Annotated in this window: 13 protein-coding genes and 1 pseudogene; 2 read left to right on the plus strand and 12 right to left on the minus strand. The window is 63.9% G+C overall.

Going from position 1 to position 14144, the window contains the following annotated elements:
* The 12 genes and pseudogenes from WCB02_RS08195 to WCB02_RS08250 all read right to left on the minus strand — a co-directional run.
* A pseudogene (locus WCB02_RS08195) lies at positions 1–324 on the minus strand (pyroglutamyl-peptidase I); the annotation flags it as partial.
* On the minus strand, positions 321–1328 hold the full coding sequence (meaB, locus tag WCB02_RS08200; protein ID WP_423957390.1) for a methylmalonyl Co-A mutase-associated GTPase MeaB: 1008 nt from the start codon (positions 1326–1328) through the stop codon (positions 321–323). The pseudogene WCB02_RS08195 and the gene meaB, both read right to left, overlap by 4 nt.
* A gap of 235 nt (positions 1329–1563) precedes the next feature.
* Positions 1564–3213, minus strand: a complete 1650-nt coding sequence (locus WCB02_RS08205) for a rhomboid family intramembrane serine protease (protein ID WP_423957392.1) — start codon at positions 3211–3213, stop codon at positions 1564–1566.
* A gap of 414 nt (positions 3214–3627) precedes the next feature.
* A complete protein-coding gene (scpA, locus tag WCB02_RS08210) occupies positions 3628–5784 on the minus strand; it encodes a methylmalonyl-CoA mutase (protein WP_423957393.1) in 2157 nt (718 codons plus the stop codon).
* The gene (locus tag WCB02_RS08215) at positions 5781–5996 is read right to left on the minus strand and encodes a hypothetical protein (RefSeq protein WP_423957395.1); all 216 of its coding nucleotides are present in this window, start codon (positions 5994–5996) and stop codon (positions 5781–5783) included. The genes scpA and WCB02_RS08215 overlap by 4 nt, the downstream gene beginning before the upstream one ends.
* A gap of 50 nt (positions 5997–6046) precedes the next feature.
* Positions 6047–6511: a GFA family protein gene (locus WCB02_RS08220; RefSeq protein ID WP_423957396.1), complete on the minus strand. Its 465-nt coding sequence runs from the start codon at positions 6509–6511 to the stop codon at positions 6047–6049.
* A gap of 2 nt (positions 6512–6513) precedes the next feature.
* On the minus strand, positions 6514–8379 hold the full coding sequence (locus WCB02_RS08225) for a methylmalonyl-CoA mutase family protein (protein ID WP_423957398.1): 1866 nt from the start codon (positions 8377–8379) through the stop codon (positions 6514–6516).
* A gap of 89 nt (positions 8380–8468) precedes the next feature.
* A complete protein-coding gene (folK, locus tag WCB02_RS08230) occupies positions 8469–8960 on the minus strand; it encodes a 2-amino-4-hydroxy-6-hydroxymethyldihydropteridine diphosphokinase (protein ID WP_423957401.1) in 492 nt (163 codons plus the stop codon).
* A complete protein-coding gene (gene folB, locus WCB02_RS08235) occupies positions 8953–9333 on the minus strand; it encodes a dihydroneopterin aldolase (RefSeq protein ID WP_423957402.1) in 381 nt (126 codons plus the stop codon). Before folB ends, folK begins: the two co-directional genes overlap by 8 nt.
* Complete coding sequence (gene folP / locus WCB02_RS08240; protein ID WP_423957409.1) at positions 9330–10211, minus strand: dihydropteroate synthase; 882 nt, start codon at positions 10209–10211, stop codon at positions 9330–9332. The genes folB and folP overlap by 4 nt, the downstream gene beginning before the upstream one ends.
* A gap of 91 nt (positions 10212–10302) precedes the next feature.
* Positions 10303–10710 carry a DUF4332 domain-containing protein gene (locus WCB02_RS08245; RefSeq protein WP_423957411.1) on the minus strand — a complete coding sequence of 136 codons (408 nt, stop codon included), beginning with the start codon at positions 10708–10710 and terminating at the stop codon, positions 10303–10305.
* Between the two features lie 53 nt (positions 10711–10763).
* Positions 10764–11129, minus strand: coding sequence for a DUF2267 domain-containing protein (locus WCB02_RS08250; RefSeq protein WP_423957403.1), 366 nt, complete (start codon positions 11127–11129; stop codon positions 10764–10766).
* A 341-nt stretch (positions 11130–11470) separates the two neighbouring features.
* Here WCB02_RS08250 and WCB02_RS08255 point away from each other — a divergent pair, with 341 nt between their 5' ends.
* Together WCB02_RS08255 and WCB02_RS08260 are read left to right on the plus strand one after the other, a co-directional pair.
* Entirely contained in the window at positions 11471–13099 is a 1629-nt protein-coding gene (locus tag WCB02_RS08255; RefSeq protein ID WP_423957404.1) for a helicase HerA-like domain-containing protein, read from the plus strand.
* A 98-nt stretch (positions 13100–13197) separates the two neighbouring features.
* Positions 13198–14144 (plus strand): M20/M25/M40 family metallo-hydrolase (locus WCB02_RS08260; RefSeq protein WP_423957406.1); only part of this gene is annotated, 947 nt, incomplete at its 3' end.

The following is a 14144-nucleotide window of genomic DNA, read 5'->3' on the forward strand; positions in this document are numbered from 1 at the left end:
GCCCTTGCGCGCGCGGTCGCGGTCGGCATCGGGCAGCAGCGTCGTCACGGCGTTGCGGGCGCGGGTCTCGATTCGCATGAAGGCAGTGCGGTCGGCGAGGCCAAACATCAGCAACGCCTGCGGGCGAATTTTTGCGATCAGTTCGGGCAATTCCCGGTCGACGGTCGCGTAGCTGACGTGGAAGATGTGGCCGATCAGGTCGACGTCGTCGAAAGCGGGCCGGCGCAGCTGCGTCAGCCGCTGCACCAGCGGCATCGTCGGATTGAAGGGCGCACCGGGAAACGGACCGAAACCGGTGATGAGGATGGGAAGTTTGTCCCTCACTTCAAGAGCTCCACGATCTGTTCGGCCGCGATCGCCGGCGTGACGCGGCCGTCGGCGACTTCGGCCTCGATCTTCTTCACCTTGCCGCGAACCCCGGCATCGGCGCGCAGCCGGGCCAGCATGCGCTGCTCCAGCATCGACCACATCCACTTCACCTGCTGCTCGCGCCGGCGCGCGGCGAAATCACCCGAGGCCTCCATCGCGCTCCGATGATCGACGATCGTCTGCCAGAGCTCGGCGATGCCGGCCCCGGTCAACGCCGAATAGGTCATGACCGGCGGCTGCCAATGCGCCGAGCGGGGCGCGAGAATATGCAGCGCGCTGCGATAATCGGCGGCGGCATGGTTGGCGCGCTTGACGTTGTCGCCATCGGCCTTGTTGATCGCGATCATGTCGGCGAGCTCGACCAGGCCCTTCTTGATACCCTGCAACTCGTCGCCGGCGCCCGGCAGCATCAGGGCCAGGAAGAAATCGGTCATGTCGCAGACCGCGGTCTCGGATTGGCCGATGCCGACCGTCTCGACCAGGATCACGTCGAAGCCCGCTGCCTCGCAAAGCAGCATGGCCTCGCGTGTCTTCGCCGCCACGCCGCCCAGCGTGCCCGAGGCGGGCGAGGGTCGGATATAAGCGGACTCGGAGACCGCAAGCCGCGCCATCCGGGTCTTGTCGCCGAGGATCGAGCCCCCCGTGCGGGCGGATGACGGATCGACCGCAAGCACCGCGACCTTGTGGCCGCGTTCGATCAGGAACATGCCGAGCGCGTCGATGGTGGTGGATTTACCGACGCCGGGCGAGCCGGTGATGCCGACGCGGATCGCACGGCCGGTATGCGGCAGCAGCGCCTGCACCAGATCGCGCGCGGCGGCCTGATGATCGGCCCGCCGGCTCTCGATCAGCGTGATCGCGCGCGCCAGCGCGGCGCGGTTGCGCACGCGCAGTTCGGCCTTCAAGGCAGCGATGTCGGGAACGGCGTTCCTGGGCGAGGCGCTTTTGGGCGGGGTCATGGCTTGGTTTACAACAGCCGCGCGATGCAGGCGAGGGCGGCAAACCCTCGCTGTCCCCTTGATGCCCCAAGCAGGAATCGGGCGCTGGCCGGACGGCCGTTGCAATGGTCCCGCTTGCGTTCCACGCAACCGGACCAACCCCACCTCCATTCCGGAGCCGTGATGATGCAAAACTATTGCGGCGCCGTACTCGACCATCCGTTCGACACGGTGTCGACGGCGCAGGCTGCGCGTCTCACGTTCCGCATAATTTCTGGTCGTCCAGCCATTGTCGCATCGGGCCATCCTTGACCGCGGCGCATGCGTCACGAGCGGCGGCCGGCGCCTCGTCGCGATGGTCCTGGCTCAGGGCGATGGCCAGCATGACGCGCAAGCCATCGGCCACGTCGGTCGTCAAGATCTTGCGCCAGAGCTTCTCCTCCGAGAGGCCGGCGCGCGCTTGTCGCGCCGCGCCTGCGAAATCATTTGAATCCAAAAGGTCGGCTGCCAGCAGCAGGCGGGGGCGCGGGTCGTGGGGATAGCGCGCGATCAGGCCGGTGGCGCGGGCTTTCATCTCGTCGTTGGTCTGCGGAAGCTCGGCTGCGGGAATGAGCTGGGTCGAAAAAGTCATGGTCTGATAATCTTCTGGGATGGCGATGGCGGGATAGGCCAGCAATGCCAGTTCCGCGATTGAAATCGCCGCAGCGACCCTGCGATATCCCGGCCAAGCTTCCGTTTGCGGCCAGACCGCCAGCATGGCGAAACCGATCGTGCCGCCGGCAATCGCGCCGCCGAAATGGCTGGCATAGTCGACCTGATGGCCATTGATAGCGCCCGCGAGCGGCAATAGCGAGGGGATCAGAACATACATCGCGTTCATTTGCAGGCCCGCGCGAATCGGCCCGGGTGGATAATGCACGCTGGTGACCAGCATCGCGGCGAACAGCGCCATGATCGCGCCGGACGCGCCAACCGAAACGACCGATGCGGGAGTGAGCGCGAGCGACAACAACGACCCGCCCAGCGCGCCGACGGCATAGATGGCGCCGAACCACGCGCGCCCGACGAGGTTTTCGAGTATCCGGCCTGCGAGGTACAAGGCAATCCCGTTCATGACCAGATGACCGGCGTCTGCGTGCAGGAAGGGGGCGGACAACAATCGATACCATTCGCCGAAATCCAGCACGAGATTTGGCACCAGCCCGCCGAACGCCGCCAAGGTGTCGACCGTCGGTTCGAGCAAACCGGTCCACGGACCGATGCCGTAGATGACCTCGGCGGCAAATACGCAGGTGAGCAGCGCCAGAAGCGCCGTCGTGACGAGCGGAAAGGAAGGCTCCGCGATTGCAAGAATCGGCGGGGTCAAGTCGGCATCGGATTGACGCGGCTCCGCGAGAAGCTTTTCAATGAACCCGGTATAAGAGCCCTTGGTGAGCCAGTTCGCGTTGCTGCTCCAGACCTCACCCAACACAGTATCGGCGGTCATGGCGAACGGTATGACCTTTGCGAAAAGGGAGGATCGCTTCAGAAGCTCCAGCCGTTGCGTCTGCGCGAAGGAAGTGGGACCGACTTCAATGACGCCGATGGAAACCGGCAGCTTCGCCCGATTGACCTTGCCGGTGTATTTCAGACAGGCCTCACCGATCCTTAGCACCTGGTCAATGCTTGGCTTGAAAGCCGCCTTCGCGTCGGTCTCTCGATCGACGATGCACAGGATCGTGAGTGCATATCCATCCATGTAGGTCAGCACGATATTGCCGGGCGCGGCGAATTCCTGAACCTCGGGAATGCTTGCCGGCTCGAAGCCCTTCTTGGCGATGAATTGCTTGGCCAGATAGGTGGAAAACGTTTCGCGCTGAACGTCCGCATGTCCAAAGCGGGGTTCGTTCCGATTGGTCGAGCTCATTTGGTGACGTCTTGTTGCTGTTGGCCAAGCGTTTTCGGATTGACCTGATGCCAAGCCACGTTGGCGGAGTCCGTGAACCCACTAAGATTGTCGAAATATTGCGTCACAACTTTCATTGATGATGCACTCAGCTTCGCTGCAAAGTTGCTGGCTTCTTCGCGTGCGGACAAAATAATTGTAATATGATACCTTCAGATTGCAGAATTGGCAAGTCGTCTTGTGCAACTTAAAAGACACTTTTGACGTTTTTTGCACGTTAGGCGTGCCGCAGCACGTTGCCGGGAATCGACCATCTTTGGCCAAGGGATATCCGGCGCGTCCCGTTTGACATCATCGGTCAGTTGTCGCGCCGCTTCACAGATGATCTCGAGATAGCACGCTAAAGCGGACCTCGAATACGTCCCAGTTTATCAACTATTCCGCCGCCTCGCTATGGCCGAGCCTGGCGTTGAGCTTGCGGATCAGCTCTTCGGCGGCATCCGCGATGACGGTGCCGGGCGGGAAGATCGCCTCGGCCCCGGCTGCGTAGAGTGCTTCATAATCCTGCGGCGGCACCACGCCGCCGACGATGATCATGATGTCCTCGCGGCCATGCTTCTTCAGCGCAGCCTTCAGCTCCGGCACCGCGGTGAGGTGGGCGGCGGCGAGCGACGATACGCCCAGGATATGGACGTCGTTCTCGACGGCCTGGCGCGCGGCTTCGTCGGCGGTCGCGAACAACGGCCCGATATCGACGTCAAAGCCGATATCGGCGAAGGCGGACGCGATCACCTTCTGGCCACGGTCGTGGCCGTCCTGGCCGATCTTGGCGATGAGGATGCGCGGCCTGCGGCCCTCGGCTTCCTCGAATGCATCGATCAGCGCCTGCACCTTCTCGACCCGATTGGACATGGAGGACGCCTCCCGCTTGTAGACGCCGGTGATGGACTTGATCTCGGCGCGGTGCCGGCCGAACACCTTTTCCATCGCGTCCGAAATTTCGCCGACCGTCGCCTTCGCGCGCGCGGCGTCGATGGCGAGCGCCAGAAGATTGCCGTTGCCTTCGCCCGCCGAGCGGGTCAGCGCGGCCAGGGCCGCGTCGACGTCCTTCTGGCTGCGTTCCTGCCTGAGCCGCTTGAGCTTATCGATCTGCAGCCGCCTCACGTTTGAATTGTCGACCTTCAGCACCTCGATCGGCGCTTCCGCCAGCGGCTTGTATTTGTTGACGCCGATCACGGCCTGCTTGCCGGCGTCGATCCGCGCCTGCGTCTTGGCGGAAGCTTCCTCGATGCGCAGCTTCGGCACGCCGGCCTCGATGGCCTTCGCCATACCGCCGAGTTCCTCGACCTCCCGGATATGGCGCCAGGCCTTGGCGGCGAGATCGCGGGTCAGCCGCTCGACATAATAAGAGCCGCCCCAGGGATCGATGATGCGGGTGGTGCCGCTTTCCTGCTGCAGGAACAATTGCGTGTTGCGGGCGATGCGCGCGGAGAAATCGGTCGGCAGCGCCAGGGCTTCATCGAGCGCGTTGGTGTGCAGCGACTGGGTGTGGCCCTGGGTCGCCGCCATCGCCTCGATCGTGGTCCGCACCACGTTGTTGTAGACGTCCTGCGCCGTCAATGACCAGCCCGAGGTCTGGCAATGCGTGCGGAGCGACAGCGAGCGCGGGTCCTTGGGGTTGAAGGGTTTCAGCAGTTTCGCCCACAACAGCCGCGCGGCGCGCATCTTGGCGACTTCCATGAAGAAGTTCATGCCGATCGCCCAGAAGAATGACAGCCGCGGCGCGAAACGGTCGACGTCGAGTCCGGCGGCCAAGCCGGCGCGCAGATATTCGACGCCGTCGGCGAGCGTATAGGCGAGCTCGAGATCCTGGGTCGCGCCAGCTTCCTGCATATGATAGCCGGAAATCGAGATCGAATTGAATTTCGGCATCTTTTGCGAGGTGTAGGAGAAGATGTCCGAGATGATCCGCATCGAGGGCAACGGCGGATAGATGTAGGTGTTGCGCACCATGAACTCTTTCAGAATGTCGTTCTGAATGGTGCCCGAGAGTTTTTCCGGTGGGACGCCCTGTTCCTCGGCCGCGACCACGAACAGCGCGAGAATCGGCAGCACCGCGCCGTTCATGGTCATCGAGACGCTCATCTGGTCGAGCGGAATGCCGGCGAACAGCGTCCGCATGTCGTAGATTGAATCGATCGCAACGCCGGCCATGCCGACGTCGCCGGAAACGCGCGGGTGGTCGGAATCATAGCCGCGATGGGTGGCGAGGTCGAAGGCGACCGAGAGACCCTTCTGCCCCGCGGCGAGGTTGCGGCGATAGAACGCGTTGGAATCCTCCGCCGTGGAGAAGCCGGCATATTGCCTGACGGTCCAGGGCTGGTTGACATACATGGTCGGGTAGGGGCCACGCAGATAGGGCGCGATGCCCGGCCAGGTGTCGAGGAAATCGAGGCCGTCGAGATCGGCGTCGGTGTAGCTCGGTTTGACCGGGATGCCTTCGGGCGTCAGCCAGGGTTCGGCGTTGCCGGCGGGGCCCGCGACGGCGGTCGGTTTGAAGGCGATATCGGCGAAGTTCGGTATCTGGCTCATGGCTTGGTCTCGAATTTGCGATTGCGCTCGATCTCGAATTGCCGGCTGCGCTCGATCAGGGTCTTCACGTTTCGCTTATAGACCGGATCGTCGAATTGTTTTTTCCGATCATCTGGACCTTGCCGTGAAGGCGTGGCGTCGCGCCGCCATGCGGGTAAGGCAACATGCAACAATGCCTCGGCGAAAAACAAAACGAATAGGAACCATAGCATGGCCCAATCCTAGCACGGTCCGAGCGCCCGGTAAGTCATCAGAATGACCGCTAATCATGGTCGGGATGCTGGTGGCTGACGATGCCGTTGAGCTTTTCCGCACCATAGTTCTGCAGCGTGGTCTGGCTCGGCAGGTTGGCGATCCCGACCACCCAGCCGAGCCGGGATTCGGTGCCATATTGCCTGATCGGGCTGACCCGGTCGGGCCGGTCGAAACTGCCGGTCATGATCTCGATCCGGGGGCCGTCGATACGGCGAAAGCTCAGGGGCGTGCCGCACGCGGCGCAGAAGTCGCGCTCGGCGATCGAGGAGGAGCGGAACGACGCAGGCTTTCCGCGAGTCCAGGTGAAATCGTCCGTCTCGATCTCGGCGAAGGCGGCGAATGGCGCGCCGGAGGCTTTCTGGCACATCCGGCAATGGCAGATGCTGACCTTGACCGGGGCTGCCTTCAGCGCGAAGCGGATCGCGCCGCATTGGCAGCCGCCGGTCAGAACGGACCTGGTCTCGCCGGTCATGCTTACTCCATCAGTTCATAGGCCTGTTGCAGCAGGGACAGCGCGTCACCGCCGGCGAACACGAACTCGCTGACGCCGGCCTGCCGGAGCGCGGCCTCCTGCTCGCCGGGGCGCCCAGCCAGATAGATATGCCTTGCGCCGGCGGCTTGTAGGGCCTGGGCCGCCTCGACCGCCTGCGCCGCATAGACTCTGTCGGACGAGCACAGGCAGACCAGCGCCGCGCCGGAACTTGTGCAGGCAGCGGCCAGCGCGCCTGCCTCGGAGAATCCGGCGCTATCGACCGCCTCGATGCCGCCGCTCTCGAACAAGCTCCGGGCAAAGCCGGCGCGGGCGGTGAAGTCGGCAGGCGTGCCGATATTGGCGAGGAACACCCGCGGGCGTTTCCCCTTGGCCCTGAGGATTTCGTCCGAGCGGTTGCGCAGGCGCTCGAATGGTTCCGCAAGCCGTATCGGCGCTAGCGCGTCGAAGCTGAACTTGGCCTCGAGGGGTACGGGCGCGACCGGCTTCGTCTCCAGTACGGCGACCTTGGCCTCGTACAGATTTGGGAACTCGGTCGCGCCGATCAGCACTTCCTTGCGCCGTGCGATGTTTTGTTCGCGCATCCCGCGCGTTGTCGCCACCTTTTGCTGGATCAGGTTTTGCTCGAGCGCTGCGAACGCGCCGCCGGCCTTTTCGATCTCCTGAAACTGCGCCCACGCCGCTTCGCAAAGCTCTCGCGTCAGGGCTTCGATGCCGCCGGAGCCGGCCGCCGGATCGGAGACCTTTGCCAGGTTGGACTCCTCGAGCAGAATGAGCTGCGTGTTGCGCGCCACGCGCCGCGCGAAGGCGTCCGGCAGCCCAAGCGCCAGCGTATGCGGCAGCACCGTGATGGCGTTGGCGCCGGCAAGGCCTGCGGCAAACGTCGCCATGGTGGCGCGCAGCATGTTCACGTCAGGATCGCGCTGGGTCAGCATGCGCCAGGCGGTCTCGGCGGCGATGAAGACCGGTTTTGGCGCGAGGCCGCAGGCCGCCTCGACGCGCGCCCACAACAGCCGCAGCGCGCGGAATTTGGCGATGGTCAGGAACTGATCGGCGTCGGCGACGAGCCGGAACGAGAGTGCGGAGCGGGCCTGGTCGAGCACGATGCCGGTGGCCTCCAGCGCACGCAGATAGGCGACGCCGACCGCGAGCACAAACGCCAGCTCCTGCGCTTCGGAGCCACCGGCATCATGTACCGGACACCCGTCAGAAAGCGCCAGCGGTCCCCTGAAGCCGCGCCGCATCAGTTCGGCGATTGCCTTGGTGAAGGCCTGCACGATCTCCTGCCGTGTATTCGGCGCCATGCCGCAGGCTGCGACCATCGACAGCGGCTGATAGTTGAAACGGATGTCGAGTGTCGCGGGGTCGAGACCGCGTTCCTCGATCAGGCCGGCGAGGCCCGCGCCAGCGTCGGCGCACCAGAACACGGGATTGAGCGCAATCGAAATTCCCGCATCGAACACGATCCGGTCGAATGCCCGCCTCAGGGTGTCGACCGATGCGTCAGGGAGCCCGAAACCGTGCGAACGCGGCCCCTGGGCGAATTCGATCTCAAGCCCGGTCGCGCCGTTCTCGAGATCTTCCAGCGCCTGGGCATTGGCCTTCGCCGGATCGACATGATCGATCCGCTGCATGACCTGCCACTGCCTGGCAGCGGCGCGGCCGGCGACCGGCGCCGCGCCCTTGGCTCTGGGATAGATCGGCTCGATTTTGAGGCCGTCGAAGGTCTTGCCGAAGAGCTTCTCGAACGGCGCGCCCTTCAGGACGCCGTCGACGAGCTTGCGCCAGTCGTCTTGGCTGGCCTGGGGAAATTCAGCGGCCAGCCGCAGGTCGTCGGTCTCGGATGTCATTCGGCAGGGCGCTCCCGGGCGCTTCCTTGGAGATTTGCCGGGAAATTGCCACGTCGCGGCAGCCAAGCCAAACGGTTGTTTTCAACCTCTCAGGCCCTATCCGGCAACCGCTCGATGCCTTCGGTCGACAGCCTTGCGAGTGCTTCGCGAATGCGGCGTCCCGCCACCTCGCGGTCGGGCGCGATTTCTGCCAGCGGCACCAGCACAAAGGCCCGCTCGAACAGGCGAGGGTGCGGCAGCGTCAGGTCCGGCGTCCGCAGCGCAATGTCGTCATAGGCGATCAAATCGAGGTCCAGGGTGCGCGGACCCCAGTGCCGTTCCTTCTGCCGGTCGCGGCCGAAGCTTTGTTCGATCCGCTGCAGCTCCGCCAACAGCGCGTGCGGGTCGAGGCTGGTCTCGATTTCGATACAGGCATTGATGAAACGCGCCTGCTGCTCGTCGCCCCAGGGCGGCGTCGCATAGTCGGACGATCGCGCCTTAAGCATCGCCTGCGCGCTGTGGCAGATCTCGCCGATCGCCCGGCGAAATGTCGCCCGGACATCACCGACATTGCCGCCGAGCGCGATCAGGGCGCTAGCCATGCGATGGCGAGGAGCGGTTGCGGGTCAGGACTACGCCGACGTCCTCGAAGATCGCGGCGATCGGCGCATGCGGCTTGTGCACGGTGACCTTGACGGCGCGGATGCGCGGAAACGCCGCGAGGATCGCGTCGGCCACCGCGCCCGCCGCGCGCTCCAGGAGCTTGTAGTTGGTGGTCTTGAATGCCGCGGTCGCGGTCGCGACGACGTTGGAATAGGAGACCGTGTCGGCAAGGCGATCGGTGCGCGAGGGGTCAGCGAGGTCCGCGAACAATTCGAGGTCGATCACGAAGCGCTGTCCGACCTCGGTCTCATGGTCCATCACGCCATGGCGGGCATGCACGACGAGGCCTTTGATGAAGATCGTATCGGTCATCGTTTTCCCTCGATCGCTTCTTCGCTCGCGTCCTCGATGGCTTGGGCAACTCGCAGCGCCTGCACGGTATCCGCGACGTCGTGGGTGCGGATGATCCGCGCCCCGTGTTGGGAGGCGACCAGGTGCGCGGCGATCGAACCGCCGAGCCGCTGTTGCGGCTCCGCCGGGCTCACCGAGGCGATGAAGCGCTTGCGCGAGGCGCCGACCAGAAGCGGCAGGCCGAAGCTTTGCAACTCATCCAGCCGCGCCAGCGCGATCATGCTCTGCGCATGCGTCTTGCCGAAGCCGATGCCGGGGTCGAGCACGATATTGCCGCTGGGAATAGCGGCTTTTGCAGCGACGTCGAGCGCGCGTGCGAAGAAGGCTGCGATGTCCTGCATGACATCGATGGAAGGATCAGCGCTGTCACGGTTGTGCATGATGATGACGGGGCAATCGCGCGCCGCCACCAGTTTCGCCATGCCGGGATCGCGCAGCAGGCCCCAGACGTCGTTGGATATCACGGCGCCCGCATCGAGAGCGAAGGCGGTGACGGAGGATTTCATGCTGTCGATGGAGACGGGAATGCCCAGCGCGATGAGGTCTGCGAGCACCGGCCGCAGCCGCTCAATCTCCTGTTCGGCCGAGACCGGCGCCGCGCTGCCATAGGGACGGGTGGATTCCGCGCCGACATCGATGATATCGGCGCCTTCAGCGATCAGGCGCCGCGCCTGCGCCAGCGCGTTCTCGGGCGCGAGAAACTTCCCGCCATCCGAAAACGAATCCGGCGTGACATTGACGACGCCCATCACGGCCGGAATCGCCCCCGCTACGAGTTTTCGCAGCAGCGGATGCAGTTCCGGCGCGCGCGCCAATGCGGGTCCCGAAATCGCCATCATGCGGCCGATGTGCGCGGTTGCCTGATCGAAGTCAAGGGAGCGCAAGACCGGAGATCGTTCGGATGGCTGGCCGATACGCGATTTGCGCTGACTAATAAGTGATCTTGGGATCCAGCTTGCGCGCCTGCGCGATCAGCTGCTCGACGGACTTTTCCGAGGGTAGCACCCGCACCAGCTTGCGCCTGGTGTTCACTTCCTTGATATTCTGCGCCAGGCGCGCCGGATTGCGATGCGCCAACTCGCGCACCGTGGTGACGCCGGCGGCGCGCATCAGGCAGACCTTGGCCTTGCCCACGCCCGGAATCCGCATGTAGTCGGCGACGTTCGCCCATTCCAGCAATTGCTGCTCGCCGATGCCGGTTCTCGCCGCAAGCGCTTTGCGTCCCTTCACGGTGCTGGCGGCTTCGAGGAGAGCGTCGGTGGTGCGGATGCCAAGTGATTTGAGTTTGGAAGCACAGAAGGCTGTCATACCTTCAATCTCGGAGATCGGATATGTCATGATACTCAATGTCAGGAAGGTGCTTTGATAAGGTGCTTTCGGGATAAGGTGCTTTAGGCGAATTGGCTCAGTCCCGGCGTCTCCGCGATAATTTCGCCCATCCGGTCCGCTCCAATTGCGTCTCGGCCGAACCGGAAAAGTTCACGAGCGATGGTCTGAATGTCTGATATGCCGAGACCGAGCCCCATCAGCCTGGTGCCGACCGCCATCAGGCCGCCGCCCATGAGCCTGGTGAGGCCACCGCCACGGGCTGACGCCTCGATCGCAGCCTCTGCCCCCGGAATCTTGTCGATCAGGGCCTGAACTTTGTCGGAGGGACCCTCGCTGCGGAGAAAGCCCAGGATGATACCGATGGTCTTCTCGGCGACGGCATCATCGATGCCGGCTTTTGTCGCCAGCCGCCTGATCAACTCGTCCATATCGTCTCAGCCCCCAACCCGTCCCGTCCCGGGTCTCGCTCAGAAAAATCATCTTGAGCTTCCGCCAAACGAAATACAAGCGATCACGATGTTCCAACGTGCGATTCGCCTTCGATCGCTCATCGAGTGTTGCAGCAATGCAAGAGCAAATGTGAGATCGGGTGCACGTCAGTTGCGATAAAACTATTCACTGTGGTTTCGTCAGGAACAAACGTGCGGCAAGTCGGTCTATTCACGCGGCAATCAGGGTCAGCGCGGGTCCGATGACCGGCTTAAACCGCATCGCAGGATGCGATAGGATCACGTCGAAGCCCGAAGCGGGCGCAGTGAGGCGAGGTGCGATGGCAATATCCGACAACACCATGGCGGATACCGCCGAGAAGATATTGATCGGCAAGGGTGAAGAGCCTGCGTGGCTGACGCTCGCTCTCGGCAATCACCATGGCCTCGTCACCGGCGCGACAGGAACCGGAAAAACCGTCTCGCTGCAGGTCATGGCGGAAGGATTTGCGCGTGCCGGCGTTCCCGTGTTCGCGGCCGACATCAAGGGTGATCTTTCCGGCATCTCCGAAGTCGGCGAGGGCAAGGACTTTATCCTGAAGCGGGCCGCCGACATCGGCCTGTCGTTCGAACCCGATCAGTTTTCCACGATATTCTGGGATGTATTCGGCGAGCAGGGCCATCCCGTGCGCGCAACGGTCACCGAAATGGGACCGCTCTTGCTGGCGCGCATGCTTGATCTGAACGACGTGCAGGAGGGTGTGCTCAACGTCGCCTTCCGCGTCGCCGACGATAACGGTCTGACGCTGATCGACATGAAGGATCTGCGCGCGCTGCTCGACGCGATCGTTCCCGACGCCAGCAAGAAGCCGGCCGATGGCAAGGTTGATCCGCTGGCGCCGATCAGAAAGGCCGCGCAAGGGTTCGGCAATGTCACGCGGGCGACGGTTGGAACGATTCAGCGTCAGTTGCTGGTGCTGGAAAACCAGGGCGGCGAGAAATTCTTCGGCGAGCCGGCGCTCGCACTGAAGGATTTCATGCGCACCGACCGCGATGGAAGAGGCATGGTCAATATCCTGGTCGCCGACAAACTGATGCAGAGCCCGCGGCTCTACGCCACCTTCCTGCTCTGGATGTTGTCGGAGCTGTTCGAGGAGCTGCCGGAGGTCGGCGATCCGCCGAAGCCGAAACTCGTGTTCTTCTTCGACGAGGCGCATCTGTTGTTCAACGATGCGCCGAAGCCGCTGCTGGACAAGATCGAGCAGGTGGTGCGGCTGATCCGCTCCAAGGGCGTCGGCGTCTATTTGGTCACCCAGAATCCGATCGATGTGCCGGACCGGGTGCTCGGCCAGCTCGGCAATCGCATGCAGCACGCGCTGCGGGCCTACACGCCGCGCGACCAGAAGGCGGTCGCTGCCGCCGCGCAAACCTTCCGACCGAACCCGAAGCTCGACACGGCCAAGGTCATCTCGGAGCTCGGCAAAGGCGAGGCGCTGGTGTCGTTCCTGGAAGGCAACGGCGTCCCCGCGGTCGTCGAGCGCATCCTGGTCCGGCCGCCGTCGGCGCGGATCGGGCCGATCACGCCGGAGGAGCGCAAGGCGATCATCGATGCGAGCCCGGTAAAGGGCAAATACGACACCGCGATCGATGCCGAGTCCGCCTACGAGATGCTGCAGAAGCGCATCGCCGGTACGGCCGCGAGCGCGAACGGTGGCCAGGGCCCGGCAAGCGGCGGTGGAATGCTGGGGCAGATCGGGGCGATCGCGGCCTCGATTTTCGGCACCAATGTCACGCATGGCCGGCTGTCGACCGGCCAGTTGATCGCGCGCAATATCGCCCGCTCGCTCACCGACAAGGTGGTGGGCGGGGCGGCCGCCGATGTGGGCAGGTCGGTGGGCGGCTCGCTCGGTGGTTCGATCGGCCGTTCCATCGTACGAGGAACGCTGGGCGGATTGCTGCGCCGGGGATGACGACAAGCCGGATGACGCGAAGCTGTATGGCTCATTGGCTCCGGCAGCGCTAGGCTGCAACCTGCTGGTCAAAACGCCGCAGAGAAGGAATGCCGCCTATGTCCGACGTGTCGCAGCTTCAGCCGGTCCTCGACCGGATCGATGCCGATTTCGACAACAGCCTGGAGCGGCTGTTTGCGCTGCTGCGGATCAAGTCGATCTCGGCGGAGCCCGCGTTTGCGCAGGACTGCAAGGCGGCCGCAGACCATCTCGCCAGGGATATCGCGAGCTTGGGCTTTGCCACCGAGGTCCGGCCGACCGCCGGCCATCCCGCGATCGTGGCCAAAAGCAAAGGCATCAAGAGCAACGGCAAGGGCCCGTCGCGCCCGCACGTGCTGTTCTATGGCCATTACGACGTGCAACCGGTCGATCCGTTGGATCTCTGGCACCGTCCGCCGTTCGAGCCGGTTGTGACCGACCACGCCGATGGACGAAAAATCATCGTCGCGCGCGGCGCCGAGGACGACAAGGGCCAGCTCATGACCTTCGTCGAGGCCTGCCGGGCCTGGAAGACGGTGACCGGCTCACTGCCGCTCGAAATCACGATCCTGATCGAGGGCGAGGAGGAGGTTGGCTCGAAAAATTTCGTGCCGTTTCTGGAAGCCAACAAATCCGAATTCGCCGCCGACTACGCGCTGGTCTGCGACACCGGCATGTGGGACCCCAACACGCCGGCAATCACCACGTCGCTGCGCGGACTGCTCTACGAGGAGGTCAGGATCAAGGCCGCCAACCGCGATCTGCATTCCGGCGTGTTCGGCGGCGGCGCGCAGAATCCGATCCGGGTGCTGACCAAAATTCTCGGCGGCCTGTTCGACGACAACGGCCACATCACCATTCCCGGCTTCTATGATGGCGTGCAGGATTTGCCGCCGGACATCCTGGCGCAATGGAAGAAGCTGAACCTGACGCCGGAGAGCTTCCTCAAGCCGATCGGGCTGTCGATTCCCGCCGGCGAAAAGGACCGTCTGCTGATCGAGCAGATCTCCTCGCGTCCGACCTGCGA

Origin of the sequence: Bradyrhizobium sp. (assembly GCF_049581145.1) — a bacterium.
In the GTDB taxonomy this organism is placed as follows: domain Bacteria; phylum Pseudomonadota; class Alphaproteobacteria; order Rhizobiales; family Xanthobacteraceae; genus Bradyrhizobium.

Coding starts and splice junctions, on each gene's coding strand:
- meaB (WP_423957390.1), bottom strand. CDS start 1,328: ATGACCCCGCCCAAAAGCGCCTCGCCCAGGAACGCCGTTCCCGACATC.
- WCB02_RS08205 (WP_423957392.1), bottom strand. CDS start 3,213: ATGAGCTCGACCAATCGGAACGAACCCCGCTTTGGACATGCGGACGTT.
- scpA (WP_423957393.1), bottom strand. CDS start 5,784: ATGAGCCAGATACCGAACTTCGCCGATATCGCCTTCAAACCGACCGCC.
- WCB02_RS08215 (WP_423957395.1), bottom strand. CDS start 5,996: ATGCTATGGTTCCTATTCGTTTTGTTTTTCGCCGAGGCATTGTTGCAT.
- WCB02_RS08220 (WP_423957396.1), bottom strand. CDS start 6,511: ATGACCGGCGAGACCAGGTCCGTTCTGACCGGCGGCTGCCAATGCGGC.
- WCB02_RS08225 (WP_423957398.1), bottom strand. CDS start 8,379: ATGACATCCGAGACCGACGACCTGCGGCTGGCCGCTGAATTTCCCCAG.
- folK (WP_423957401.1), bottom strand. CDS start 8,960: ATGGCTAGCGCCCTGATCGCGCTCGGCGGCAATGTCGGTGATGTCCGG.
- folB (WP_423957402.1), bottom strand. CDS start 9,333: ATGACCGATACGATCTTCATCAAAGGCCTCGTCGTGCATGCCCGCCAT.
- folP (WP_423957409.1), bottom strand. CDS start 10,211: ATGATGGCGATTTCGGGACCCGCATTGGCGCGCGCGCCGGAACTGCAT.
- WCB02_RS08245 (WP_423957411.1), bottom strand. CDS start 10,710: ATGACATATCCGATCTCCGAGATTGAAGGTATGACAGCCTTCTGTGCT.
- WCB02_RS08250 (WP_423957403.1), bottom strand. CDS start 11,129: ATGGACGAGTTGATCAGGCGGCTGGCGACAAAAGCCGGCATCGATGAT.
- WCB02_RS08255 (WP_423957404.1), top strand. CDS start 11,471: ATGGCAATATCCGACAACACCATGGCGGATACCGCCGAGAAGATATTG.